Genomic DNA, 24,872 nt, shown 5'->3' on the forward strand with positions numbered 1-24,872 from the left:
GTAACATCCTGACGCTGTCGATCATTCTCGCGGCGCTCATCGAAGGTATCGTGTTCTTCGCGATCTTCCTCGCCAAGTAAGCCTTCCCGGCGCGGCGGTCCCCGGTGGGCCGCCGCGCCACCCCATTTTCCTTTCCGATTTCACCTGTCTTCCCAGCATTTCGTCCAATGACTCCGATTTTCGATCTCCTGGCCGCCACTCCTCCCGTCGAAGGCGACGGCGGTGTCGCGGGTGAAATCTTCCGCACCTTCAAGATCGACTGGCCCTTCTTCATCAGCCAGTGCGTCTCCTTCCTGATCGTCGCGCTCCTGCTCAAGAAGTTCGCGTTCGGCCCGATCCAGAACATGCTCGAGCAGCGCCGCAGCCGCATCGCCGAGGGCGAGGCCAAGCTGAAGGAGATCGAACAGCAGCTCGCCGAGTCCGAGCGCACCACCGCCGCGGCGATCGCCAAGGCCAACGAGGAAGCCACCCGCCTGATCGCCGAGGCCAAGACGAGCGCCGCTTCCCTTTCCGAGCAGAAGACCCAGGAAGCCATCGCCAGCGCCCAGCAAATCCTGGCCAAGGCCGAAGCCGCCGCCCAAGCCGAGCGCGCCGCCATCAAGGCCGAGCTCAAGCAGGAATTCGGCCGCCTGGTCACCGCCACCACCTCGCAGGTCACCGGCAAGGTGCTCACCGCCGACGACCAGACCCGCATCAACCAGGAAGCGCTCGCCAGCGTCGAAGCCTGAGCCTCCTTTCCCGCCTCGTCATGAAAATCTCCAAGGTCGCCACAGCCGACGCCCGCCGCATCTTCCGGCTTTGCCAGTCCGGAGGCCGGCTCGACGAGGCCAAGCTTTCCAAGGCCATCAAGGCCCTTGCCGAACAGAAGCCGCGCGACTACCGCGGGATCCTGTCCGCCCTCAAGCGGCTGGTCCGCATGGAGCTCGAACGCCGCCACGTGGTGATCGAGAGCGCCACCGAGCTCGACGAGACCAACCGCAACCGCGTGGTCTCCGGCCTCGCCGTCAAATACGGCACCGGCCTGAGCTTCGAGTTCCGCACCAATCCCGACCTCCTCGGAGGTCTCAAGATCCGCGTCGGCAACGACGTCTTCGACGGCTCCGTGAAAGGCCGCCTCGACCGCCTTGCCCAAGCCTTCTGACCCTTCAAAGCCGATAACCGTCCACTGACCACCAGCAACCTCTCTCACCATGAGCAGCATCCTCCAGGAACTTGAAAAGGAGATCGCCAACGCCACGGCCTCCGTCGAAAAGTCGAACGTCGGCATCGTCCGTGAAGTCGGCGACGGCGTGGCAAAAGTCGAAGGCCTCTCCGACGTCGCGCTCAACGAGATGATCTCGTTCCCGGGCGGAGTCACCGGCCTCGCGATGAACCTCGAAGAAGGTGAAGTCGGCGTCGTGCTCCTCGGCAGCTACGACAAGATCACCGCCGGCACCGAGTGCTCCACCACCGGCAAGTTGCTCTCCATCCCGGTCGGCCGCAACATGCTCGGCCGCGTGGTCGACGCCCTCGGCGCCCCGGTCGACGGCAAGGGCGAGATCGTCGCCGATGCCCAGTACCCGATGGAGAAGATCGCCCCGGGGATCATCAAGCGGAAGTCGGTGTCCGTGCCGGTGCAGACCGGCATCATGGCCATCGACGCGATGATCCCGATCGGCCGCGGCCAGCGCGAGTTGATCATCGGTGACCGCGCGACCGGCAAGACCACCATCGCCGTCGACACCATCATTTCCCAGGCCAAGCAGAACAAGGCGGCCGAGCAGGGCAAGCTGCAGAACCACAAGCCGCTCTACTGCATCTACGTCGCCATCGGCCAGAAGCTCTCGAACGTCGCCCGCATCCAGAAGACCCTGGAAGAGTCCGGCGCGATGGAATACACCACCATCGTTTCCGCCTCCGCCTCTGATGCCGCCGCGATGCAGTTCCTCGCCCCGTACGCCGGCTGCGCCATCGCCGAGTACCTGATGGACCAGGGCGAAGAGTGCCTGATCGTCTTCGACGACCTTTCCAAGCACGCCGTCGCCTACCGTCAGGTGTCGCTGATCCTCAAGCGTCCCTCCGGTCGCGAGGCCTACCCTGGTGACGTGTTCTACCTCCACTCCCGCCTCCTCGAGCGCTCGGCGCGCCTTTCGGAGCAGGCCGGCGGCGGCTCGCTCACCGCGCTGCCGATCATCGAGACCCAGGCCGGCGACGTGTCCGCCTACATTCCGACCAACGTGATTTCGATCACCGACGGCCAGATCTACCTCGAAACCGACCTCTTCTACCAGGGCATCCGCCCCGCCATCTCGGTGGGTCTGTCGGTGTCCCGCGTGGGTTCCGCCGCCCAGACCAAGACCATCAAGTCGGTCGCCGGCACCACCAAGCTCGACCTCGCCCAGTTCCGCGAGCTGCAGGCCTTCGCCCAGTTCGGTTCCGACCTCGACGCCGGCACCAAGAAGAAACTCGATCGCGGCGCCCGCATCGTCGAGCTCTTCAAGCAGAACCAGTACTCGCCGATCTCGATGGAGCTCGAGTCGATCTACCTGTTCGCCATGCAGAACGGCTTCTTCGACGACGTGGCCATCGACCGCGTGCAGGAATGCCAGTCCGCCATGGGCGAGTTCTTCAACACCCGCAAGGCCGAGCTCCTCGACAAGATCCGCAACGAAAAGCCGGATCTCAAGAAGGACGCCACCGCCGTCGAGGCGGTCAAGCAGGCGCTCGCCGACTTCAAGGGCACCTGGAAATAATCCGCCCTTCTCCCTGCTCTCCGCCCACTGCCCTTAGCACTCCTCAACCATGGCCAATCTCCGCGACATCCGCCGGCGCATCAAGTCGGTCAAGAACACCGCCCAGATCACCCGGGCGATGCAGCTTGTCGCCGCCGCCAAGATGAAGAAGGCGCAGGACCAGGCGCTGGCAGGCCGCGACTACGCGGACCTGCTCAACCAGGTTCTCGTCAACCTCAAGGAAAACGTCGGTGAGGAAGCCCACGCCCTGCTCGAGCAGCGCGAGGGTGGCAAGGAGCTGATGCTCGTCATCTCCACGGACAAGGGCCTTTGCGGCGGTCTCAACACCAACCTCGGCAAGAAGGTCCGTGCCGAAGCCGCGGCCGACACCGAATTCGTCACCGTCGGCCGCAAGCTGCGCGGCCAGCTGTCCAAGGCCGGCCGCGAGCTGGTCGCCGACTTCGAGGTCAAGGACCCGGTTCCCTTCGCCGAGGCCCGCCCGATCGCCAAGTTCGTCACCAAGGCCTTCCTCGAGGGCGGCTACAGCAAGGTCAGCGTGGCCTTCTCGAACTACGTCACGGTCATGCGCCAGGAGCCGACCGTGGTCCAGCTGCTGCCGATCAGCACCGACAAGCTCGGCGAGAAGCGCAGCTACGAGGGCATGGGCAAGGACGTCGTCGTCGGCGAGACCGACCATGGCAAGGCGCTCGCCAAGGATTACCTCTTCGAGCCCTCCGGCAAGGACGTGCTCGACACCCTGCTGCCGCTCTACATCAACTTCCAGGTCTATCAGATGCTGGTCGAGAGCCGCGCCTCCGAGCACTCCGCCCGGATGGTCGCGATGAAGGGCGCCACTGACAACGCCAAGAAGTTCATCAAGGAGCTCACGCTCGAATACAACAAGCTCCGCCAGGCCGCGATCACCGCGGAACTGCTGGAAATCACCACCGCCATGAAGGCGATGGAATGATCCCGCTGCCGGTGACCCTCCTTTCCCGAATTCACACGATGTCGATTCCCGCCAAAATCCTCGCCGCCGGCGTTGCCTCCTGTTCCGTGCTGCTTTCCAGCTGCGCGACCATCATCACCCAGGCCAGCCGCGACGTGTCGATCCAGTCCAACCCGTCCGGCCTTTCGTTCACGGTGGTGAACTCGGACGGCGAGACGGTCGGCGCCGGTATGACGCCTCAAACCGTGCGCCTGTCCGCCCGGGGCGGCTACTTCAAGCCGGCCAAGTACACCGTGCAAGTGAAGCGCTCCGGCAAGGTGCTGGGCACCCATCAGGTGTCCGCCGGCATCAACGGCTGGTATTTCGGCAATATCCTCATCGGCGGTCTGGTCGGAATGCTCATCGTCGATCCGCTCACCGGCGCGATGTACCGCATGCCCAAGACCATCACCGTCGATGCCACGTCGCTCGCCGGCGAGGGCCCGCGTTCGCTGACCATTGCCAGCATCGAGACGCTTTCGCCCGAGCAGCGCGCGACCCTGGTGCGCCTTTAAGACCTGAAAACTGAACACTGATAACTAGCACCTTCTGCCATGAGCAACCAAGGAACCATCGTCCAGGTCATCGGCGCCGTCGTTGACGCCGATTTCTCGAAAGCCACCGCGCTTCCGGGGATCTACAACGCCCTCGAAGTCACCTACAACCTGAACGGCGTCGACACCAAGCTCGTGCTCGAAGTGCAGCAGCACCTCGGTGACGGCTGGGTGCGCGCGGTCGCCATGTCGGCATCCGACGGCCTCAAGCGCGGCATGACCCTGGTGGACACCGGCAAGCCGATTGCGGTGCCGGTCGGCAAGCAGGTCCTCGGCCGCATCTTCAACGTCACCGGCGACCTGGTGGACGAAAACGTCCCGCTCGCCGATGCCAACCTCCGCTCTCCCATCCACCGCGCCGCCCCGGTCCTGACCGAGCAGTCGGCGAATACCGAAATCCTGCCCACCGGCATCAAGGTCATCGACCTGATCTGCCCGCTGCTCAAGGGCGGCAAGGGCGGCATGTTCGGGGGTGCCGGCGTCGGCAAGACCGTCGTCATCATGGAGCTCATCAACAACATCGCCAAGGCGCACGGGGGCTTCTCCGTCTTCGCCGGCGTCGGTGAGCGCACCCGTGAGGGCAACGACCTCTACTGGGAAATGATCGAGTCCGGCGTTATCGCCACCGAGAAGGACGAGAAGGGCCATCCGAAGCTCGACGACAAGGGCAACCCTGTCCTCGCCGAAGGTTCCAAGGTCGCCCTTTGCTACGGCCAGATGAACGAGCCTCCGGGCGCCCGTCTCCGCGTCGCGCTGTCCGCGCTGACCATGGCCGAGCACTTCCGTGACGAGGACAACCAGGACGTGCTCCTCTTCGTCGACAACATCTTCCGTTTCTCCCAGGCCGGTTCCGAGGTGTCCGCGCTTCTCGGCCGCACGCCGTCGGCGGTGGGTTACCAGCCCACCCTGTCCGAGGAAATGGCCGGTCTCCAGGAGCGGATCACCTCGACCAACAAGGGATCGATCACCTCCATTCAGGCCGTTTACGTGCCCGCGGACGACTTGACCGACCCCGCTCCCGCTAACACTTTCGCCCACCTTGACGCGACCGTGGTGCTCGAGCGCTCCCTTGCGGAACAGGCGCTCTTCCCGGCCGTGGACCCGCTGGCCTCGACCTCCAAGGCACTCGCCCCGGAAGTCGTCGGCGAGGAACACTACCGCGTCGCCCGTGGCGTCCAGCTGGTGCTCCAGCGCTACAAGGACCTGCAGGACATCATCGCGATCCTTGGCATGGACGAGCTTTCGGACGAGGACAAGATGACCGTCTTCCGCGCCCGCAAGATCCAGCGCTTCCTCACGCAGCCCTTCCACGTCGCGGAAATCTTCACCAACGTCCCGGGCGCGCTCGTGTCGATGGATGACACCGTCAAGGGCTTCGCCGAGATCCTCGACGGCAAGTGGGACGACGTGCCGGAAGGCAACTTCTACATGAAGGCTGGCATCGACACCGTTGCCCGCGACTGATCCGTGGTTTCAGGTTTCGGGTGCCAGGCCCCGCGCCCCGTCGCCCGGAACTGAAAACGTGAAACAGAGAACTTAGAATCATGGCTCTCCACCTCAAGATCGTCACCCCGGAGAAGACAATCTTCTCCGACACGGTCGGCAATGCCTACCTGCCCGGCGCCGACGGCGAGTTGGGCGTGCTCGACGGCCACGCCGCCTTGGTGACCGCCCTGCAACCGGGCGAGCTCCGCTACGAGAAGGATGGTACCACCACCGTGCTGGCGGTCGGCAGCGGCTTTGCCGAAGTGACCCAGCACCAGGTCAACGTCCTCACCGACATGGCGATGGGCGAGGACCAGATCGACGAAGCGAAGGTCGAGGAAGCCATGAAGCGTGCCGAAGAGCAGCTCAAGGGCATCAGCCACGACCACGACGCCGAGGAGGTGGCCCACCTCCAGGCAATGATCGCGAAGTCGCTCGCCCAGCTCAAGGTCAAGCGCCGCCACCACCACTGATCGGCCAACGCCCGAATTTCAAGAGCCCGCCCCGGACACCCCGCGGCGGGCTTTTTTGCTTCGACTGCAGGCGTAAGAACGGGGCACTCCGGTCGGACCGTCGTGGATGATGAGTTCTTTGTGCCGAATTGAATTGCCACGTTGTTGTTTCGGACAGGGCGACCTGGTCTGGATCACCCGGCCGATCCCGGGGTTCACCGGGCGTGACCTGAAGCGCTGATACCGGGAGCTTGCCTCTTGTGAACACAGCAAAGGCCCGCTCCAGGTTGCCGGAGCGGGCTTGCACATCGGGTGAGGGATCACCCGTGGGCCGGCAGGGAGACCTTGAAGGAAGGTTCCGCACCGTCGTTTTCCGCGGCCTCACGGCCGGCCTTGGCACCGCGCCGGAGCGATTCGCGCAGGCCTTCGGGAATGATTTCCTTGGCGAAGGCCGCCGCGAAGCATGCGCCGAAGGCCGCCCCGTAAGCCACGTCATGAGCAGCTCCGGAAAGGGCTTGCTTCAGCTTGGGGGCCGCCTCCCGCGCCCTGGATTCGGCATCCCTGCGGGCGGTGTCGAAGGCTTCGGAAAAACTGCTGTAGCGCGGTGCGTCGGTCGTGGACTCCGCGTTCGGGTCGGTGGAATCGTTGGTGGCATTCATGGTTGTTCTGGATCAATCAGGGTGGAGTATCCGCCGGAAACCCGTTCCGCGCGATGGGAAAGCCGCAGGCAGATTGGAATTCGATTTGAATAGCCGCGGCAGCGCCGCGTCGAAGCCGGTGAATCGAAAGATCATCTCATGAAGAAACTGGTTCCAATCCTCGCTGTCGCCTTCGCCGCCCTGTTCACCACCCCCGCAGCCGATGCGCGGGGCTATCATTCGCGCAGCTATGTCACCTTTCATCGTTCCTGTGGCGGCCCCGCCTGGATCGAGACATATGTCGCTTACTATGACTCCTGTGGTCATCCGGTGTTCCGCAAGCGGATCGTCCCGGTGCATCGCCACGCATGTCCGCCGCGTCCCGCCTATCGTCCGGTCCGCCGGCATGTGCCCGTCTGTCGGGTGGCGCCTCCCGTGCATCACCACGCGGAGGTTGCGGTGAGAATTGGCGGGCGGCGTTGAGTCGCCATTCGCCGGGGGCCGTAACCGGCCCGGTCCCGCGCAAGCCGTGGGCCGGGTCATTTTCTTGTGTGAAGGACAAATCCCGGCTGGGATGGCGCTACAAGTTGCGCCCCTACCTCCAGCATGAACTCCTATCGCAGCCTCCTTATCGCCGCTTTCCTCGCGATCCCGCCCACGTCCAACGGCCAGGTCGTGGTGAACGAGTTGCTTGCGACTTTCCAATCGCGGCTCGAGAAGAACGAGGAGATCGACGACCTCTGCGATTCCCTCGAGGAATTCGAATCGGCCGATCTGAAAGCCCTGATCGCCCAACTGGAGAAGACCTGGCCGCGGGTTCGCGACGGCTATTTGACCGCTTTCGCCTCCGCCGCAAAGAAGGGCTCCACCGGTTCGCGGAATAATGACCAGAAGCGGATCCGCGAGTTGCGCGGAGAATTCATGCGGGTCTACGCGATGGCCGAGGGCCCGATGAAGGAGGCGCTCAAGAAGACCAGCAAGCCGGCGGTCGATGAGCTTAGGAAACTGCTCGCGCCGACACCCGACGAACTGCTGGCGATGGCCCCTCCCACCTTGAAGGGCCAGTGCGAGGCGGCGCGCAAGCTCGCCCGTTTCCGCGACGAGGCCCTCAAGGCCGACATTTCGATCATCTCCGCCGATGCCGAGGAAACACTCGCCGCAGCCGAGGAGAAGATCGCGGCTGATGCCGGCGGCTTGCCACGGGAAGGCCTGAAGATCCTCGAAAAGAACCGCAAGATCGCCGAGAAGGACGAGATTCCGGCCGAGGAAGCGAGGGGGATCGAGCACTGCAACCTGCTGCGCATGTATGTCGGGCTGAACGCCCTGTTGCTCGACCCGAAGTTGTGTGAAGCGGCACGCGGGCATTCCAAGGACATGGCGGATGAGGGCTTCTTTGCCCACGAGTCGCCGGTACCCGGGAAGAAGACCCCTTGGGACCGTGCGGCGAAGGCGGGCACTACGGCGTCCGGGGAGAACATTTACATGGGATCGACCGACTCCCACGCCGCGAACATGGGGTGGTTTTATTCGCCGGGGCACCACAAGAATATGTTCGGGGCCGGTCAGCGGCGCATCGGCCTGGGGCAGTTCGGACGGCATTGGACGCAGTTGTTCGGCGGCTGACGTTCAGCGGCCCTCGCGCCGGCCCAGCGACCACAGCAGGCCCAGTCCGCCGCATGCGGTCAGCATTGCGCCGCCTAACAGGCCGAGACCGCCGAGCACCGGGCTTTCAGCGATGTAGCCTATGACAAGGGCGGCAAGCATCAGCGCCGGGCCCGAGAAGGCGAGCAGCAGGGCGGCAAGGTGGCGGATGGCGGGCAGGATCCAGGCGGGAGGACTCTTTGCTTCGGAAGGAATCATGGTGATGGGCTTCGGGGTTGCCCGAATGCTTTCCCACCGGCATGTGAAGCCATGATGACCGCACGATGAAAACCGCTGCTAACGGCGCACGACACTTGCCCGCAGCATCACATCCGGACCGAAGCGGCTGAACTGAACCTCCTCCAGCCCCATCGCTTCGGGGAGCCCTTCTCCGGCCACTGCCGGCACCCCGCCCCCGCCCAGGATCGGGGCCAGGAACGCCACCCATTCGTCGACGAGTCCTTCTTCTAACAGAGTTGCCGCGAGCCGGCCGCCGCATTCGACCAGCGCGGCCGAAACATCCCGCTTTTCGGCCAGCTCCCGCAACGCGTCCCCGGGATGGTCGCGGGGGAGCACGAGGGTGCGGTCCTTGTGGCCGTCGGTGAACAGCGGGGCGTCTGCAGGCAGGCTGGCAGGATCGCGGGTGAGCACGATGCGCCACGGCTGGGGCCGGCCTTCCGCCAGCGATGGGTCGCGCAAGTCGAGGCGCGGCCGGTCCTTGCGCACGGTCTCGCCGGAGGTGAGGATCGCATCGACCTCGGCTCGCAGTCGCTGGACTTCGGCGCGTGCCTCCGGTCCGGTCAGCCACATCCCCTCGCCCGGCGGCCGGGTGATGCGGCCGTCGAGGCTCATGGCGGTCTTCAGCACCACCCACGGCAAGCCGCATCGCTGGACCTTGGCAAAGGGGCGGATCAATCGGCCGGCAGGCTCGGCAAGGATGCCGCGCGTCACCTGGATCCCGGCCTGCTCCAACAGCGCGTCGGCCCTGCCAACATGCGCGGGATTCGGGTCCTCCGCCGCGTAGACCACGCGGGCGACCCCGGCTTCGATCAAGCCATCCGTGCAGGGCGGGGTGCGGCCGTGGGTCGAACAGGGCTCAAGGGTGACATAGACGGTGCTGCCGCGCAGGGCATCCGCACCGTGATGATTCCTCACGGCGGCCATGGCTTCCCGCTCGGCATGCGGCTGGCCCGCCCCGCGATGCCAGCCGGCACCGAGCTCGACGCCGTCTCGCACCACCACGGCGCCAACGGGAGGATTGGGCGAGGTCCGCCCGACTCCCTTGCGGGCCTCGTCGATCGCCCGCTGCATCCACCGTTCGTCTTCACCTTGCATGGACAATGAGAGGCCATTTTCTGGAAATCTGAGCAAGTCCGCTGAATCCATGTTGATTGAGATGCATCACACGACCATGTTTTTCATAAGTGGTGGAATCCGATGTCCACCTGAATCCAACCTGCAACCATGCCATGAAAAAACTCATCCTCGCGCTCGCCATGATCGGCCTTCTCCCGGCATCCGCCGACGAGGCCGCCGAAATCTACAAGCAAGGCCTGATCGCCGTGAAGGAAGGAAATGTGACCGCCGCGGATCGTGCGTTCCGCGAAGTCCTGCGCCTCCAGCCGGGCAATGCCAACGCCCGCTACCAACTCGCCGAGCTCAAGGCCAATCAGGGATCCATCGCCGCGCGTGCCCGCTCCAACAAACTGGGTGAGTACGTGATCGAGCAGATCGACTTCGACGACTCCGAGTTCTCCGAAGCAATCGCGGCGCTCGGCGTGATGGTGGAGGAGAAGTCCAAGGGTGAATTCGCACCCAACTTCATGATCCAGGATCCGTCGAAGAAGCTGGCGGATGTCACGGTAAGCCTCCAGGTCAAGAATGTCCCCGCCAAGGCGATCCTTGAGATGATCCTCAAGCAGGGCGGCGCCGTCGCCAAATACGAGGAGCACGCCATCGTGATCCGCCCGACGGCCCGCACCAGCGAGTAAGGCGCCGCGGACAATCGATACCCTTGCGGTCGCTTCGAGGTCCGCTCACGCTTGGGGCGTGAGCGGACTTGTCGTGATCACCGGCGGCGAAGGCGGCCTCGCGAGGGCGATGGCAGCCGCCTTCACGGCGGCGGGCCACCCGGTGCTGTCTCCGGGGCGCGGCGAGCTCGACGTGACCGACCGGCGGGCAGTGGACGCCTTTTTCCGTGTCCATGCCCCGGACCTCTTGATCTGCAATGCGGGCCTGACCCGCGATGCTCCCCTCGCCCGCCTCGGTGCGGAGGAATGGGACGCGGTGATCGCCGCGAATCTCACGGGTGCCGCCCACTGTTCCGCGGCGGCGTCGCGCGCGATGATCCGTGCGCGCCGGGGGCACATCGTTTTCATCTCCAGCTTTTCCGCCCTCCATCCGCCGCCGGGCCAGGCTGCCTATGCAGCGGCCAAGGCCGGATTGATCGGTCTGGGAAAGTCGCTGGCCAAGGAGCTGGGGCCCGCAGGCATCCGGGTGAACACGGTTCTTCCCGGCTTTCTCGAGACCCCGATGACTGCCGCGGTCACCGCCGGGCGCCGCGACCAGGTGATCCGCGAGCATGCCCTGGGACGCTTGAACACGCCCGATGCCGTGGCGGCATTCGTCGTTCATTTGCACGACCACCTGCCGCACACCTCCGGCCAGGTGTTCCAGCTGGACAGCCGGATCTCCTGAGAAGTCGCCGTAATCTGCTGGATTGACCGCCGTGGCGATGCGGCTAGCCTCGTCGCCTGATGAAAGTGCGCCTGTTCCATATTGTGCTCGCGGCCGTGGCTGCGACGGCATTCTCGTCGTGCGGCGCGGCGAACAGTATTTACCAGACCACCGATCGCGCCGTGCAGGCCTTGGGCCGGACGGTCACCTCGCAGTGACCCGTCGCCCGCCGTCCGGTAGCACCTCGAAATCCAGCCAGCGGGTCTCCGGAGGCAGCAGGTCGGGGAAAAGATCGGCCCACTCGACGATCACGATTCCTTGGTCATCCAGGATTTCGTCCCAACCGATCGACAGCAGCTCGTCGGACTCCTTGAGGCGGTAGAGATCGAAGTGGAATACCGGCAGGCTGCCGCCGCGGTATTCGTGCAACAAGGAGAAGGTCGGGCTGGTCACCTCGCCCCCGAAGCCTGCGGCCCGGGCCAGTCCCTTGACCATCCGCGTCTTCCCGGCACCGAGCCCGCCGACCAGGGCCAGCACGCTGCCGGCCCCGAGATCCGCTGCCAGCGTCGCTCCCAGCGCTTCCATTTCCGCCTCATTCCGGACCACCCGTTCCATGCTTCGCAAAAACCCGATCCGGCCGAGTACGTCGATTTCAAAAAATTCCCTTGCCCGAACCGCTTGGCCGTGGTGATCTCCCCGCCCGCCCGGCTTCCGGGCATCACGAATCCCTTTCTGTCATGGCGTACGCAGTCATCAAAACCGGCGGTAAACAATACCGCGTCCAACAAGGCGACAAAATCGACGTCGAGAAGCTCGATGTGAATGTCGACGACGAACTCGAGTTCCCGGCCCTCCTTGTCGGCGAAGGTGACAGCATCAAGATCGGCGCGCCGGTCGTCGATGGCGCCAGCGTCAAGGTCAAGGTGGTCCAGCAGTTCCGCGGCCCCAAGGGCATTGCCTTCAAGTTCAAGCGCCGCAAGGGCTTCCACAAGACCAAGGGCTTCCGCCGCTCCCTCACCAAGCTGGAGGTCACCTCCATCGCCGGATAATCCCCAACCACTTCGACTCATGGCTCACAAGAAAGGTCAAGGCTCCGTCAAAAACGGTCGCGACTCCCGCTCCAAGCGCCTCGGCGTGAAGAAGTTCGGCGGTCAGGCTGTGATCCCGGGCAACATCATCATCCGCCAGCGCGGCACCAAATGGCAGCCCGGCCAAGGGGTTGGCATTGGCAAGGACCACACCATCTTCTCGCTGGTCGACGGCCGCGTGTTCTTCGACAAGGACGGCCGCCGCGTCAACGTCAGCGCCGAAGCGTCCGCCAACTGAGCGCCGCTCCGATTTTCAAAACCGCCGTCCCGCAAGGGCCGGCGGTTTTTTTGTTTCCTCACGCAACATTCCAGTTCCCCCCGAAACTTGGCACTTGGCACTTCCCACTTGGCACTTTCCTCTCCCTCCATGTCCGACACCGCCGCCGCGCTGAAAGCCCTGCTCCTCGAAAAGTCCGTCCGCACCGGCACCTTCACCCTCGCCTCCGGCAAGGAGAGCGACCTCTACATCGATTGCCGCGTCACCGCGCTCGATCCCTTCGGCGCCAACCTGATCGGCAAGCTCGGCTGGGCTGCGGTGCGGGAGCGGATTCAAAAAGAAGGCCTCGAGATCGACGCCATCGGCGGCATGACGCTCGGCGCCGACCCGATCTCCCTGGCCGTGGGCATGACCAGCGCGATCGAAAATCCGGATGAGGCGCTGCAGGTCTTCACCGTCCGCAAGGAGCCCAAGGGTCACGGCCGCGGCAAGCAGATCGAGGGCAACTTCAAGGAAGGCGCCACGGTGATCGTGGTCGATGACGTGATCACCACCGGCGGCTCGACCATCAAGGCGATCGACGTGATCGAGCGCGAGGGCGGCAAGGTCGCCTTCGCCCTGGTGCTGGTCGACCGCGAGGAGGGCGGCAAGCAGGCCATCGAGGCCCGCGGCATCCCGGTGCTGGCGCTCTATTCGCGCAGCACGCTGCTGGGATAAGCAGGCGTTTCTCCCGGTCAGTCGCGGTCCATCAGACGGAAGCACGAGTCGCCTCCGATGTCGGCCGACTGGTGGACTTTCGCGGGGGCCCGGGGCAGGGCCACGACCACCGGAATGTCCGCGACCGACCATCGCATCCCGGGCAGCGAGAACTCGCCATTGTACATTACGAGGTAAACCGACAGGTCCCGGGTCGCATTCTGGAACCGGACCTTCCCCCCGAGCGCTCCGTACCCGCGGCCGCGAACCAGATAGACCTGGTGGCCTTCCGGAATCTCCAGCGGCCGGGAGGGAAAGATCGTGTCGGCCGGGCTCAGCAGCGACTCATAGCGCGGGCGGTCGATTCGCATCCAGTCCCTGTCGCCGAGAAGCTCGAGCGCGTCTTGCTGAAGGTCGTAGCGGGGAATCTGCCACGAGCGGGTGGAAATCCGCTGCCAGGTCTCCGTGTCGGCCGGAACGGGCTTGGCGGCCTGCGGCGGAAGATCGTAGGCAACGCAACCCGTCCAGAGAAAGCCGACCGCCACCACGGCGAGCAGCCGGGTCCATGCCCAGGAGCTTTGCATCGGCGGTTTCAACCTTCCAGCTTCGCCTTGGCGGCGGCTTCGATCTCCGCAAGCTTCCCGCGCTCGGGTGCAGCACCGCGGGCCTGATCCGGCTTGCCGCCGCCCTTGCCGCCGGCGAGGGCGGCCAGTTCGCGCAGGAGGTCCCCTGCCTTGAAGCCCTGGGCGACGGCATCGCCGCCGCAGTAGGCACCGAGGTGGAGCTTGTCGCCGTCGTCGACGATCACGAAACCCGCGCCGGCGAAGCCCTGCTTCTTGAAACCGTTCAGCAGCTCCTGCAGCAGCGAGGCGTCGGCCTCGAAGCTCGCGACAATGGGACCGCCGGAGGCGATCAGCTCGGTCAAGGCGGCGTCGGCCTGTTTGGCGGCGGCCCCGGCTTGCAGCTTCTTGACCCGCTTCTCGGCTTCGATGGCAGCTTCCTTGGTCTCGTCCAGCGTCCGCTGGCCGTGGGCGAAGGTCGCGTTGAGTTCGCCGATGTCGGCGCGCTCGGCGAGCATCGCGCCCATGATGTGCGGGAATTCATTCACCACCATCGGTTCCTCGCCGAGTTCGGCGAGCTTCTCGTTGGCGGCCTTGAGCTTGGCGCTGGCGGCCTTGAGGTCGCCGTCCCATTTCTCGACGACCTCGTTGAGGTACGCCCAAGCGCTTTCGCCGCAGACCGCCTCGATGCGGCGCAAGCCGGAGGCGATGGCGCCTTCGCTCTTGATCTTGAACAAGCCGATCTCGCCGGTGCGGCGGACGTGGGTGCCGCCGCAGAGTTCCATCGACGGGCCGTTCAGCTCGCCGGGCTGGCCGCCGATCTGCACCACGCGGACGAGGTCGCCGTACTTGTCGCCGAAGAACTGCATGATGTCCTCGCGGCCCTTGATCGAGGCGTGCGGGACTTCCTTCCAGGACACCGCGAGGTCCTGCTTGATGGCGCCGTTGACCATCTCCTCCATCTCGGCGACCTGCTCCGGCGTGACCGGGGCGCTGTTGAAGTCGAAGCGCAGGCGGAACTCGTCGACCGACGATCCCTGCTGGGCGGCGTCCTTGGACACCACCTCGTGGAGCGCCCAGTGCAGCAAGTGGGTGGCGCTGTGGTTGGCCTCGATCGGTCGGCGGCGGGTGGGGTCGAGCTTGAGCGTAATCTTGTCGCCGGTTTTGACGGTCGCTTCACCACTGACGACGTGCGCGCGGGCCTTGCCGATTTGCTGGACGCCGTTGACCGGAATTTCGGCACCGGAAAGTACGAGAGTTCCCGTATCCCCTGCCTGGCCGCCCATCTCGGCGTAGAAGACGGTCTTGTCAGTGATGATGAAAAGCGCGTCTTCCTGAGGATGGACTTCAAGCACGGTGGCTTCGACCTCATCGGTGTCAAAGCCGCCAAACTCGGTCACCGCCTCGGTGGAGATGTCGAGTGCGCGGACGACGGTGGACTTCTGGGCGGCGCGGGCACGTTCGCGCTGTTGTTCCATCAGCTCCTCGAAACGTGGCATGTCGATTGAAAGGCCACGCTCGGCGCAGAGCAACTCGGTCAGGTCGACCGGGAAGCCGTAGGTATCATAGAGTTCGAAGGCGACTTCACCCGAAACAACGCCATTCCGGACTTCCGGTTGCGCGTCTTCGAAGCGCTTCAGACCACGGTCCAGCGTCTGGTTAAAGCTCGCCTCTTCCTGCTCAAGGGTCTGACGAACGACTTCTTCGCGGGACTTCAACTCCGGGAAAACCCCGCCCATCTGCTCGACCAGCGTGGCCACCAGCGAACCGAAGAAGGGCTTGTCGCCGGAGAAGCCGAGCTGGCGGCCGTAGCGGACGGCGCGGCGCAAGATACGACGCAAGACGTAGTTGCGGCCGTTGTTGCCGGGCAGGATGCCGTCGGCGATCGAGAACGACAGGGTGCGCAGGTGGTCGGCGATCACGCGGAAGGCGATCGCGTCCTTCATCTCCTCGCTGAAGGCGGAGCGGTCGGCTCCGATCTCCGGGTAGATGTTGACGTAGGTCTTGCCGCTGAGCTCCTCGAGCTTGCGGAAGATCGGCTGGAAGACGTCGGTGGCGTAGTTGCTCGGCTTGTTCGAGAAATCGGTAAAGCCCTTGGTGTTCTGGATGATCGAGCAGGCGCGCTCGAAGCCCATCCCGGTGTCGACGTGCTTGGCCGGCAGCTCACGGAAAGTGCCGTCGGCCTCGGCGTTGTACTGGATGAAGACCAGGTTCCAGATCTCGATGCAGAGGTCGGAGTCGCCGTTGACCAGCTTGCCCTGCGAGTCGCCGTTAGGCGTGAGATCGACGTGGAGTTCGGAGCAAGGACCGCAGGGGCCGGTCTCGCCCATCATCCAGAAGTTGTCCTTCACGTTGCCGTTGACGATCTGCACGGCGGGATCGCAGCCGGCGGCGCGGAACAGCTCGGCCCAGATGTCCCAGGCTTCCTGGTCGAACTCGCCCGGGTCGCCTTCCTTCGGTGCGTAGACCGAGGCGTAGAGGCGGTTCGCCGGGAGACCCCAGCGGCCGACGACCAGTTCCCAGGCCCACTGGATGGCTTCCTTCTTGAAGTAGTTGCCGAAGGACCAGTTCCCCAGCATCTCGAAGAAGGTGTGGTGGTAGGTGTCGTAGCCGACGTCCTCGAGGTCGTTGTGCTTGCCGCCGGCGCGGATGCATTTCTGGGTGTCGGCCGCGCGCGGCGGGTCGTAGGGAGCCTTTTCGACGCCGAGGAAGTAGGGGACGAAGGGATTCATCCCGGCATTCGTGAACAGCAGGCCGGGCGACTGCGGCAGCAGCGAGGCGGAGGGCACGATGCTGTGTTGCTTCTCCTTGAAGAAGTCGAGGAACGAGGCGCGGATCTCGGCGGCGGTCATGGGTCGTTGAGGCGGAAAGGGCGGCGACGGTGGGCCAAAGCATCGGGCGAGTAAAGCCCGGGAGTGGGGCACGAAGCACGCAGAGCAGACGGCTGCGCCCCGTCTCCGGGCGGCTCAGTGCAGCCCGAAATAAGCCTCCGCGTAGCGCTCGCCGAAGCGGACGAGGGACTCGCGGTTGAAATGGACGCCATCGACGCCGGCAAGTCCCTCGCTTTCCACGAAGGCCGCACGGGGATCCCCGGCGGCGACCTGGCGCAGGCCGTTGCGGACCAGGGCGCGAAGCTCCACGGCGGCGGCGTCGCGGCGATCGTCGCCGAAGTTCGCCAGGTCGCCGATCAAGAATGGCAGGTCGGGGTGAGCCAGGTCGCGGCGGAGCTGCTGGATGAAGTGGGTCAGTTTGCCGGCGTGAGCGAGAGCCAGCGTTCCGGTCGCCGCGTCGGTTTCCCCCTGATGCCACAGCACGCCGGCCAAGGTGCCGGTGTTCGCGGCCAGCCGGGCGCGGCGGGTGGCATTTTGATACAGCGGACTGCCGGGCCCCAGGGAATCGATCCCCGCTCCGCCCCACGCGCAGGGAATCAGGCCGATGGTGGCGGTGCCAGGGTCCTGGAGCAGGCGGGTGGCAAATGGCAGCCCCAGCCCGAAGCCCGCACTCGCTTGGTTGAGGTGCAGCGGATGGGCGGCCGGCCGCCAGTGCGTCCAACCGCGGGGGCGGGACGATTTGACCCCGCACTGACCTCCCAGGACGAGCACGCGCGGGACGGGTGTGAAATCACCGGGCTGCCACGGATCGTTCGACCGAATGCTGCCGAAACCCGCCATGTTCGACTGGCCCATCAGCAGGAACACCCGGAATTCCCGGCGATCGCCGGGGATGGACCATGCGCCGCGCAGGGGCGGTCGTAGCCAGCGGCGGAGAAATCGGCGCAGGCCGCTCATCGGGCGTGCGGCCGCGGCGCTCAGTTGCCGGCCACCTCGGCCTGGGGCCCGGCGTAGCGGTAGTGACCGTGGATCTGGTAGTCGGTCAGGATGTTCTCCCACTTGGGACCGGAGCCGAGATCATGGACGACCCAGGCTTCATTGCGGCGCTCGCTGGGACCGGGAACCACGATCCCGGTGTGAAGGTCGCCTTGGGCCAGCATCCAGACCACGACGTCGCCCGGCTGGTAGTCGCCGGAGTTGCGGGTCACGGCCAGTTCGGCGCCCTGATGCTTGAAGTAGCGCTGCAGGTTCTGGATCCGGCGGTGATCGATGTTCGGATCCGGTTCGCGCAGCGACCAGAGCTGCGGGTAGACGGCGAAGTTTTTCAGCATGTCCTCGTGGACCAGTTCCTGAAGGTCGACGCCGAGGTTGCGGTAGCTGCGGATGATCAGGTCCTCGGCCTTGCCCTTGGGCTTGCCGTCGGCGGTGGGAGGAACGTCGCCGCCGGGGTAGGAAATCTGATAGTAAGAGGTGTCGTAGACGCTGGGCATCTTGGTGCGCTGCAGCGCGGCGGCGGCGAGGCGTTCGCCGAAGCTGGCCGACGGGGCGAGTTCGCCGATCAGGGCGTCCGCGCTTTCCACCGAGGCGACCGACTGCTGGGCGCGGAGGAGGGGAACCAGCGGTTTGCCGAAGTACCAGACGGCGCCGGCAGCAATGAGGAGGACGACCCAACCGCCGAGGAAATTGGCCGGCCGGCGCTGCGGCTTCTGCTGCGGGCGTGGTCCGATGTACTCGATGGTTCCCAGATGATGAGATTTTTGGCGCTTCGCCATGGTTCGTTTAAGAAAAGTAAAGCAAATCCGCGATGGGAATGCGACATTTTTCCCGGTTTCGCAGTAACATTTTCGGAAAATCAACTTCTCGACCGTCGGGCGGCGGGCTCGTAGGGGTTTTCGCCATGACGGTGATTCGCAGCGCGAAGCCCTTGGTCTGGGGTGAAATCGATGTGCCGCTTTTTGGTATTTCAAAGGATTGGTATGGTCAGGAGATCGCACCGCAAGCCGCATTTTGCGCTGCCGTAGATCCCCGCATGCTGTGGTTCATCGCGACCCACGGCCGGCCGGCAAATCTCCTGCCGGGCTCGCGTCCGGGACGCTTCATGGCGGGACTCTGGAAGCATGACCTTGCTGAACTATTTCTCGGTGACCCGGCCAGCGGTCGCTATCTTGAGTTCAATCTCGCGCCCAACGGTGCTTGGTGGAGCGGTGAGTTCTCGGCGCCGCGGGTCCCGGCAGGGGACGAGGCGTTCCCCGGGGTGGCCACCTTCGCCGAGCTCGCGCCGGACGGCGGGTGGGTCGCCGCGATGGCCATTCCGCTCCCCACCCTCGAGGAGAAGATCTCGTTCGGCGCCACCACCCGGCTCAATGTCAGCTTCATCCTCGGATCGCCCGACCAGCGCTTCCTCAGCGCGGCGGACCTCGGGGATGGGGAGCCCGATTTCCACCGGCCAGAGCGCTTCCGGCCCGTCGACTTCCGCGACGCCTGACTGCCATGATCGCGTAATGGTGGCGGGGGCAAAATCGGACATTGTGGGTCCGCAGGCCGTGCCATCCCCCCAAACGGCCGGGCCTGTCCATCCCCCCGACCCCCGTCCCCCCGCGGAAAAAACCTCGCCGTCTTCGTTCCCCCCGACGAAGCCGGCGTTTCTTTTCAACGCACGCCGTCGATGGGCCCGAAATCACCATGACTTGCCGGCGCCGGCTGCAGCCATCTAACTTCCCGCGTGCCCGAATCCCCGAAGCTATCCTCCGGCGAAACCCTCCTGATGGTGAGTCCCGCCGACTGGCGCGGAGCCTGCCTGTCGGTGCCCGCCTTGCGCGCCCTGAAGCGGATGGGGATCGAGCTGCGGTTGCTGTGTCCCGACCGCCAATCGACATTCTGGGAAGCGAGCCAGTTGGGGAAAATCATCCCTTATCCCGACCAAGCACCTGCGAAGGAGATCGCGGGACGGGTGCAGGGGGAATCGACCTCGCTCGCCTGGGAAGCCGGTGCCGCGGCGGATGCCTGTGCCAAGGCGAAGATTCCGCGGCGGCTCGGGCCTCCGGCGAAGGGTCTGGTCAAGCGCCTGACCGAGCCGGTGGAGGTCATCGAGCGGGCCGGGCCGGTCAAACACCGGGTGCAGTTCTTCCTGGGAATTGCGGCCAAGCTCGGGGCCGAGACGATGGTCCGTCAGAATTTCATGCCGGTGAAGCTCGGGGTTCCCCAGGCCACGGACCGGGTGCTGCTGGTGCCGGATTCCGACCTGGGAAGCCACCACGAGTGGCCGCTGGATCGCTGGGAAGAGGTCGCCCGTTCGCTGCTGGAACGGGGCCTGAAGCTCCGGGTCGGAATCGCGGGGCCGCTGGGCGGTGCGCTGGCGGAGGCTCTGCCGGAAGCCGACTCCGTGAAACTGGAGCTTCCCGCCCTGGAGGACCTCTCGGCATGCGCGCTCTGCGTCGCCGCGGATGGCAGTGTCCCCCACCTGGCCGCCCACGTTGGTACGAGATGTCTCGTACTGTTCGGGCCGGGGGAGCCGGAGTGGATGCGTCCGCTGGGGAAGCAGCACGTGATCGTCCGCCGGAAGGTGGAGTGCTCGCCGTGCCACGCCGCCAAGTGCGCGATGGACTTGCGGTGCCAGCAGGACCTCGACACCGCCGAGGTTCTGCGCGGGCTGGGACGAATGATCCGCGGCTAGTGCATCACGTGTTCCAGCAGGACGCTCTGCACGTGGAGGTAGAATTGCGACCGGAACCATGCCGAGCGCATGCCAGGGGTCATCTCGAGCGGGTTCGCATTGGAGAAATCGTAGCGTTCCTCGAGGGCCAGCCGTGCCTGGTTGAGCCCGCCATACCAGAGCTCCGCGTCCTCGCGGGCGATGTGGACCTCGCCGCTTTGCTCCTCGTCGGTGGCCTCCGCGAGGGCATCCTCGATCGTTGAAAGCTGGGAATTGAAAGTGTCCCGCAGGTCGGGAAGGACGAATTCCCGCCAGTCTTCTTCCCCCTCGTCGCCGGCCATCGGTGCGGCCACCCGTTCGGCAAGGTCGAGGTCGCCGCCGCGGGCGTCGTAGGGAATGCAGCGCAGCACCATCCAGTCGACGGGAGATTCGACGTCGATCCGGAGGCCTCCCTGCAGTGTCGGCGCGACCTTCATTCCGTCTTCTCGATCGAGGTCTTCAACTGGTGGGACTGGAGCTGCTGGGCATAAAACTCCGCCTTCTCGCGTTCTCCGCTCCAGACGATCGATTGGCCTTGTTTGTGGACCTCCATCATCATCGCCGCCGCCTTGTTCTCGGGGTAGCCGAAGATCTTCATCAAAACCCAGGTGACGTAGCCCATCAGGTTCACCGGATCGTCATGGACGATCACGTTCCACGGGCAATCGAGCGCGACGTCCTCGCGGGTCTCGGTGAGGGTTCCGGCCATGGCTCAGACTTCCGCGGGCTCCCCGGCGGGCGCGTCGATCCACTTGCCGTGCTCACGGATCAGGTCGATCAGCCGCTCGACGGCCTCCGCCTCGGGGATGTTGAATTTCACCGGCTGCTTGCCGACGTAGAGGTTGATCTTGCCCGGGGCGCCGCCGACGTAGCCGAAGTCGGCGTCGGCCATTTCGCCGGGGCCGTTGACGATGCAGCCCATCACCGCGATCCGAACCCCCTTGAGGTGACCGGTCGAGGCGCGGATCTTCTGGGTCGTGTGCTGGAGGTTGAAGAGCGTCCGCCCGCAGCTAGGGCAGGCGACGTAGTCGGTCTTGAAGATGCGGGTGCCGGCGGCTTGCAGGATGTTGTAGGAAAGGCGCAGCGATTGACCCGGCGCCGGCTCGCCCTGGACCAGGATCGCGTCGCCGATGCCGTCGCACAGGAGCGAGCCGATGTGGCGGGCCGCGACCAGCAAGGTGTCGACAAAATCGCCGCTCTCGGTGGCGGGATGGAGCGTGTCCTTGAGCAGGATGGGATGGCGGGCATCGAGGCGGAAAGCCAGCATGCGGAAGGCCGGGATCACCTCGAGGTCGAGGCCGTCCTTGACGGTGACCAGCTTGGCCTCCGCGGAATGGTTGAGCGCCGTGAACGCCTCCTCATCACGGGGATCGATGGCGACGACTCCGGATTTCTCGACGACGATCTCGGGCTTGAAGTCGCCCAGCTTGGCGATCTTGTGTGCCACGGCGTTCCATTTCTCCTGCGAGGTGAAGACCCTCACCGGCTGTTCGCCGCCGAGCGGATGTCCGGACACCTCCAGGGTCCCGGTCTTGCGGCGTTCGTAGGAAAACGGATCGTAGCATGCGACCAGCGCCGGGGCGGGGGAGCCCGGGGGCTTCGTTTGGAAGGGGCCGGCAAGCGCCCGGGCGACGGGGACCTCGTGGATGGCATCCTCGGTCAGCGAGACGCGGATGGTGTCGCCGATGCCGTCGGCAAGCAGCGAGCCGATGCCGATGGCGCTCTTGATCCGGCCGTCCTCGCCGTCGCCGGCTTCGGTCACGCCGAGGTGGATCGGGTAGTTCCAGTCGGCACCTTCTTGCTCGAGGCGGGCGACCAGCAGGCGATAGGCCTCGATCATCACCTTCGGGTTCGACGCCTTCATCGAGAAGACGAAGTTGTGGTAATCCAGGTCGCGCGCGATCCGGGCAAACTCGAGCGCGCTCTCGCACATGCCGAGCGGCGTGTCGCCGTAGCGGTTCATGATCCGGTCGGAGAGCGAGCCGTGGTTGGTGCCGATCCGCATCGCCCGGCCGAGCGACTTGCAGAGCTCGACCAGCGGCGAGAATTCCTCGCGGATGCGGCCGAGCTCCTCTTCGTACTGCGCGTCGCTGTATTCGCGGATTTCGAACTTCTTCTTGTCGGCGTAGTTCCCGGGGTTGACGCGGACTTTCTCGACCCACTTGGCGGCCTCGAGCGCGGCGTCCGGCTTGAAATGGATGTCGGCAACCAGCGGCACCCCGCAGCCCGCGGCTCGCACCTCGCGGGCGATGTTTTCCAGATTCGCGGCGTAGACCTTGGTCTGGGCGGTGATGCGGACGATCTCGCAGCCGGCTTCCGCGAGCTGCAGCACCTCGGCGACACAGGCGGGGGTGTCGCGGGTGTCGGAGGTGATCATCGACTGGACCCGGATCGGGTTGCCACCGCCGATGCCGACCTTGCCGACCATCACTTCACGGGTCTCCCGCCGGGTGTAGGCCAGCAGGTCGGGGCAATATCGCAGCAGCGCGTGGTCGCTCATTTCCCGGGAGATACACGATGATCCCGGAATCGGCAACGGTCGCGCAAGCGGTGACGGGCTTCGGCCGGATCGCCCGTCGCCCGAGGCGGCGGGTCGCCTCAGCAGCGACGGTCCATGCCGTCCAGCGAGGGGTAGATTTCGGCGATCTTGATCGCGGTTTTCAGGACCGAGGCGTGTTTCTCCCCCGCACGGACGAAGATCGAGTAGCTGTAGGCGTCCGGAAGCAGGAACTCGAAGGTCTTCACGACGCCCAGCCCGGTGGCCTCGAGCGACATCCGGCGCTCGGCGTCGCCGGGGAAAATCATGACCCCCAGTCCGACGCAGCAACTTTCCAGGGCGGCGGCCTCGTCGTCGAAAACCAGGACGTCCGGTGGCAACGCCCCGTAGGAGTCGAGGCACCAGCGCTCGAGGAAGGGCTGATAGCCCGGGACCAGGCGTTCGCCGGGGATGAGGATGGTAGAGCGGAGGGCCTCCGGGAACCGGAAGTTCCGGGTGTCGAAATCGAAGTAGGCCGGGTTCCACGCGAGGGTGGTGCCCTTCTGGTGCTCAAGGTCGTAGCGCTGCAGCTGCGGCTGATCCCCGGCGTGCAGGAAGGTTCCGGTGATGACCAGGTCCACCTCGTCCTGGCGCAGGGCTTCGTCCCACGTGCGTCCGGTGCCGGGCCCGACGATCTCCAGCGGTGCGAGCTGGTTGGCCGGCTGGCGGAGGTAGTCCCGGATCCGCCCGCCGGCGATCGAGGTGTCGATCATCACCTTCACCGCGCCGCTGGATTCGCGGTGGAGCCTTTCCATCCTGACTCCGAGGCGGCGGTGCTCGACGAGGATCCGGCGCGCTTGTTCGAGGAGGCCCGCCCCGTCGCGGGTCAACTGGAGCCCGTCGGGATGGCGGGAGAACAGGCGCAAACCGATCGAGTTCTCCAGTTTGGCGACCCGCAGGCTTGCCGCGGGCTGGGAGATTTTCTGGGCGCGGGCGACTTCGGAAAAGCTGCCGCAGTCGGCCAACCTCACGAAGGTTTCCAGGCTGGGGAGGTCAAATTCCACGGGCGGGTGGGTTGAGGGCCCGGTGCATCTGGTCGACCGTCGAAGGCAGGAATTCGTAGGGATGTTGTTTCAAGTACGAGACGTTGAGGGGAAAGCCGACCTCGGAGTCCAGGCGCACGAAGTTCACCTGGGGCAAGCGTCGGAAGGACACCGGGCGCACGCAGACGACCGCGTCGGTCCCGGGTGAGCGCGAGTCTTCGGCCCAATCGATGAACTGGTTCTGGGAGCACAAGCGGCCTTCACCCGCGCCGTGATCCTGGATCTGTCGGAGCGTCTCCAGGGAGCGCTTGGGGCCGGCGAAGGTCGCCAGCGACCAGCTTCGTTCCGACAGTTGGCATGGTTGGATGGCCTCGGTTTCGGGCGGCTCCTTCAGGCAGGCCACGGCGAGGGAGATCGGCGGCAACTCGCGGGTTTCGAGCCGCCGGCCGGCGACCCCGTCGACCGAGAACACCAGATCGCAGCTTCCCGACTCCAGAGCGGCCCGGCCTTCGTCCACCTTGACCTCGACGAAGGAAACCCGGAACTGCGGGTTGTCCCGCACCGAGTTGAAAAGATGGCCGAAATGGCGGGTGTTGAAGATGCTCCGGTCGGCCCCCAGGCGCAGGACCCGGCCGGTTTGGTGGATCTTCCGGACGGCGGCCTCGAAGCCCCGGATCTCGTCGAGCAGCGACGACATCTCCCGCTCGAAATGCAGCGCGGTGGTCGTCGGCTTGAGCTCACCCCGGTCGCGGACTTCGAAAAGCTTCTCGCCCAATTCCTCTTCCATCAGCTGCCAAACCCGGCGGACGTTCGACCGGCTGGTGCGAAGTTCCAACGAAGCACGGCAGGCCGAGCCCTCTGCCATGAGCGCGGTGAAAAATCGTATCTGCTGGAAATCAATCTCCATCAAGCGGGGGAATACGGGCAGGGCATATAATTATATTCATCTTAATTGTCAATAAACTGACGAATCTGGCGTTAACAGGTGACAGGACTCCCGGGTCGCAGCGGGAAAGGAGGAGACCGTGTGCGACCTGCCAAATCGGTTTGCCGAAGCGGACGGACTTATGGCCCGAACTTTCGGACGGCTGACGGATCCGTGCTTTTCGTTGAACTGGTCCGCGG

The 24,872-nt window shown here is 65.2% G+C and carries 30 protein-coding genes; 17 read left to right on the forward strand and 13 right to left on the reverse strand.

What is annotated here, in order from left to right:
* Positions 1-167: 167 nt before the first annotated feature.
* The 7 genes from atpF to atpC all read left to right on the forward strand — a co-directional run bounded on the left by atpF (position 168) and on the right by atpC (position 6,211).
* Entirely contained in the window at positions 168-728 is a 561-nt protein-coding gene (gene atpF, locus IG178_RS11645; protein ID WP_193212724.1) for a F0F1 ATP synthase subunit B, read from the forward strand.
* Between the two features lie 20 nt (positions 729-748).
* Positions 749-1,141: a F0F1 ATP synthase subunit delta gene (locus IG178_RS11650; protein ID WP_193212725.1), complete on the forward strand. Its 393-nt coding sequence runs from the start codon at positions 749-751 to the stop codon at positions 1,139-1,141.
* Positions 1,142-1,190: 49 nt separating this feature from the next.
* Positions 1,191-2,732 (forward strand): F0F1 ATP synthase subunit alpha, encoded by a 1,542-nt coding sequence (atpA, locus tag IG178_RS11655; protein ID WP_193212726.1) that lies wholly within the window; start codon positions 1,191-1,193, stop codon positions 2,730-2,732.
* Positions 2,733-2,781: 49 nt separating this feature from the next.
* Complete coding sequence (gene atpG, locus IG178_RS11660; protein ID WP_193212727.1) at positions 2,782-3,681, forward strand: ATP synthase F1 subunit gamma; 900 nt, start codon at positions 2,782-2,784, stop codon at positions 3,679-3,681.
* 38 nt (positions 3,682-3,719) lie between these two features.
* Positions 3,720-4,214, forward strand: coding sequence for a hypothetical protein (locus tag IG178_RS11665; protein ID WP_193212728.1), 495 nt, complete (start codon positions 3,720-3,722; stop codon positions 4,212-4,214).
* A gap of 39 nt (positions 4,215-4,253) precedes the next feature.
* On the forward strand, positions 4,254-5,717 hold the full coding sequence (gene atpD, locus IG178_RS11670) for a F0F1 ATP synthase subunit beta (protein WP_193212729.1): 1,464 nt from the start codon (positions 4,254-4,256) through the stop codon (positions 5,715-5,717).
* 80 nt (positions 5,718-5,797) lie between these two features.
* A complete protein-coding gene (gene atpC / locus IG178_RS11675) occupies positions 5,798-6,211 on the forward strand; it encodes an ATP synthase F1 subunit epsilon (protein WP_193212730.1) in 414 nt (137 codons plus the stop codon).
* A 299-nt stretch (positions 6,212-6,510) separates the two neighbouring features.
* Here atpC and IG178_RS11680 read toward each other — a convergent pair whose 3' ends face one another.
* Positions 6,511-6,849, reverse strand: a complete 339-nt coding sequence (locus IG178_RS11680; RefSeq protein WP_193212731.1) for a hypothetical protein — start codon at positions 6,847-6,849, stop codon at positions 6,511-6,513.
* Between the two features lie 138 nt (positions 6,850-6,987).
* On the opposite strand from IG178_RS11680, the gene IG178_RS11685 reads away from it, so the two are divergent.
* Together IG178_RS11685 and IG178_RS11690 are read left to right on the forward strand one after the other, a co-directional pair.
* Positions 6,988-7,311 (forward strand): hypothetical protein, encoded by a 324-nt coding sequence (locus tag IG178_RS11685; RefSeq protein ID WP_193212732.1) that lies wholly within the window; start codon positions 6,988-6,990, stop codon positions 7,309-7,311.
* Positions 7,312-7,434: 123 nt separating this feature from the next.
* The gene (locus IG178_RS11690) at positions 7,435-8,451 is read left to right on the forward strand and encodes a CAP domain-containing protein (protein WP_193212733.1); all 1,017 of its coding nucleotides are present in this window, start codon (positions 7,435-7,437) and stop codon (positions 8,449-8,451) included.
* 3 nt (positions 8,452-8,454) lie between these two features.
* On the opposite strand, the gene IG178_RS11695 is transcribed toward IG178_RS11690, so the two are convergent.
* Positions 8,455-8,688 (reverse strand): hypothetical protein, encoded by a 234-nt coding sequence (locus IG178_RS11695; RefSeq protein ID WP_193212734.1) that lies wholly within the window; start codon positions 8,686-8,688, stop codon positions 8,455-8,457.
* Positions 8,689-8,766: 78 nt separating this feature from the next.
* Positions 8,767-9,804: a bifunctional diaminohydroxyphosphoribosylaminopyrimidine deaminase/5-amino-6-(5-phosphoribosylamino)uracil reductase RibD gene (gene ribD, locus IG178_RS11700; RefSeq protein ID WP_193212735.1), complete on the reverse strand. Its 1,038-nt coding sequence runs from the start codon at positions 9,802-9,804 to the stop codon at positions 8,767-8,769.
* 134 nt (positions 9,805-9,938) lie between these two features.
* On the opposite strand from ribD, the gene IG178_RS11705 reads away from it, so the two are divergent.
* The 3 genes from IG178_RS11705 to IG178_RS11715 are packed head-to-tail and all read left to right on the forward strand — an operon-like array spanning position 9,939 to position 11,363.
* Positions 9,939-10,460 (forward strand): STN domain-containing protein, encoded by a 522-nt coding sequence (locus IG178_RS11705; protein WP_193212736.1) that lies wholly within the window; start codon positions 9,939-9,941, stop codon positions 10,458-10,460.
* A gap of 58 nt (positions 10,461-10,518) precedes the next feature.
* Positions 10,519-11,166 (forward strand): SDR family NAD(P)-dependent oxidoreductase, encoded by a 648-nt coding sequence (locus IG178_RS11710; RefSeq protein ID WP_343225966.1) that lies wholly within the window; start codon positions 10,519-10,521, stop codon positions 11,164-11,166.
* A 59-nt stretch (positions 11,167-11,225) separates the two neighbouring features.
* Positions 11,226-11,363 (forward strand): hypothetical protein, encoded by a 138-nt coding sequence (locus tag IG178_RS11715; protein ID WP_193212737.1) that lies wholly within the window; start codon positions 11,226-11,228, stop codon positions 11,361-11,363.
* Here the strand turns inward: IG178_RS11715 and tsaE are convergent.
* Positions 11,350-11,760, reverse strand: a complete 411-nt coding sequence (gene tsaE / locus IG178_RS11720; protein ID WP_193212738.1) for a tRNA (adenosine(37)-N6)-threonylcarbamoyltransferase complex ATPase subunit type 1 TsaE — start codon at positions 11,758-11,760, stop codon at positions 11,350-11,352. The two genes, IG178_RS11715 and tsaE, sit on opposite strands and share 14 nt — an antisense overlap.
* A 122-nt stretch (positions 11,761-11,882) precedes the next feature.
* On the opposite strand from tsaE, the gene rplU reads away from it, so the two are divergent.
* The 3 genes from rplU (at position 11,883) to pyrE (ending at position 13,167) form a co-directional block, all read left to right on the forward strand.
* Positions 11,883-12,194 carry a 50S ribosomal protein L21 gene (gene rplU, locus IG178_RS11725; RefSeq protein WP_193212739.1) on the forward strand — a complete coding sequence of 104 codons (312 nt, stop codon included), beginning with the start codon at positions 11,883-11,885 and terminating at the stop codon, positions 12,192-12,194.
* 19 nt (positions 12,195-12,213) lie between these two features.
* A complete protein-coding gene (rpmA, locus tag IG178_RS11730; RefSeq protein WP_193212740.1) occupies positions 12,214-12,471 on the forward strand; it encodes a 50S ribosomal protein L27 in 258 nt (85 codons plus the stop codon).
* Between the two features lie 129 nt (positions 12,472-12,600).
* Positions 12,601-13,167: an orotate phosphoribosyltransferase gene (pyrE, locus tag IG178_RS11735; RefSeq protein ID WP_193212741.1), complete on the forward strand. Its 567-nt coding sequence runs from the start codon at positions 12,601-12,603 to the stop codon at positions 13,165-13,167.
* 17 nt (positions 13,168-13,184) lie between these two features.
* On the opposite strand, the gene IG178_RS11740 is transcribed toward pyrE, so the two are convergent.
* From IG178_RS11740 to IG178_RS11755, 4 genes are all read right to left on the reverse strand, one after another.
* Complete coding sequence (locus IG178_RS11740; RefSeq protein ID WP_193212742.1) at positions 13,185-13,730, reverse strand: hypothetical protein; 546 nt, start codon at positions 13,728-13,730, stop codon at positions 13,185-13,187.
* A gap of 8 nt (positions 13,731-13,738) precedes the next feature.
* A complete protein-coding gene (gene alaS, locus IG178_RS11745) occupies positions 13,739-16,558 on the reverse strand; it encodes an alanine--tRNA ligase (protein WP_193212743.1) in 2,820 nt (939 codons plus the stop codon).
* A 114-nt stretch (positions 16,559-16,672) separates the two neighbouring features.
* Positions 16,673-17,494, reverse strand: a complete 822-nt coding sequence (locus IG178_RS11750; RefSeq protein ID WP_193212744.1) for a sialate O-acetylesterase — start codon at positions 17,492-17,494, stop codon at positions 16,673-16,675.
* A 20-nt stretch (positions 17,495-17,514) separates the two neighbouring features.
* Positions 17,515-18,309, reverse strand: a complete 795-nt coding sequence (locus IG178_RS11755; RefSeq protein ID WP_193212745.1) for a DUF1287 domain-containing protein — start codon at positions 18,307-18,309, stop codon at positions 17,515-17,517.
* Between the two features lie 257 nt (positions 18,310-18,566).
* Between IG178_RS11755 and IG178_RS11760 the strand changes: the two genes are divergently transcribed.
* Together IG178_RS11760 and IG178_RS26195 are read left to right on the forward strand one after the other, a co-directional pair.
* Positions 18,567-19,022, forward strand: coding sequence for a DOMON domain-containing protein (locus IG178_RS11760; protein ID WP_193212746.1), 456 nt, complete (start codon positions 18,567-18,569; stop codon positions 19,020-19,022).
* A 237-nt stretch (positions 19,023-19,259) separates the two neighbouring features.
* A complete protein-coding gene (locus tag IG178_RS26195; RefSeq protein ID WP_193212747.1) occupies positions 19,260-20,210 on the forward strand; it encodes a glycosyltransferase family 9 protein in 951 nt (316 codons plus the stop codon).
* On the opposite strand, the gene IG178_RS11770 is transcribed toward IG178_RS26195, so the two are convergent.
* From IG178_RS11770 to IG178_RS11790, 5 genes are all read right to left on the reverse strand, one after another.
* On the reverse strand, positions 20,207-20,665 hold the full coding sequence (locus IG178_RS11770; RefSeq protein ID WP_193212748.1) for a DUF2017 family protein: 459 nt from the start codon (positions 20,663-20,665) through the stop codon (positions 20,207-20,209). The genes IG178_RS26195 and IG178_RS11770 overlap by 4 nt on opposite strands.
* A complete protein-coding gene (gene clpS, locus IG178_RS11775) occupies positions 20,662-20,937 on the reverse strand; it encodes an ATP-dependent Clp protease adapter ClpS (RefSeq protein WP_193212749.1) in 276 nt (91 codons plus the stop codon). Before clpS ends, IG178_RS11770 begins: the two co-directional genes overlap by 4 nt.
* Positions 20,938-20,940: 3 nt before the next feature.
* Positions 20,941-22,728 carry a (E)-4-hydroxy-3-methylbut-2-enyl-diphosphate synthase gene (ispG, locus tag IG178_RS11780; protein ID WP_193212750.1) on the reverse strand — a complete coding sequence of 596 codons (1,788 nt, stop codon included), beginning with the start codon at positions 22,726-22,728 and terminating at the stop codon, positions 20,941-20,943.
* Between the two features lie 98 nt (positions 22,729-22,826).
* Entirely contained in the window at positions 22,827-23,768 is a 942-nt protein-coding gene (locus IG178_RS11785) for a LysR family transcriptional regulator (RefSeq protein ID WP_193212751.1), read from the reverse strand.
* Positions 23,758-24,654, reverse strand: a complete 897-nt coding sequence (locus IG178_RS11790) for a LysR family transcriptional regulator (RefSeq protein WP_193212752.1) — start codon at positions 24,652-24,654, stop codon at positions 23,758-23,760. Before IG178_RS11790 ends, IG178_RS11785 begins: the two co-directional genes overlap by 11 nt.
* Between the last annotated feature and the right edge of the window lie 218 nt (positions 24,655-24,872).

The organism is Neoluteolibacter marinus, from assembly GCF_014904755.1.
Taxonomy (GTDB): domain Bacteria; phylum Verrucomicrobiota; class Verrucomicrobiia; order Verrucomicrobiales; family Akkermansiaceae; genus Haloferula; species Haloferula marina.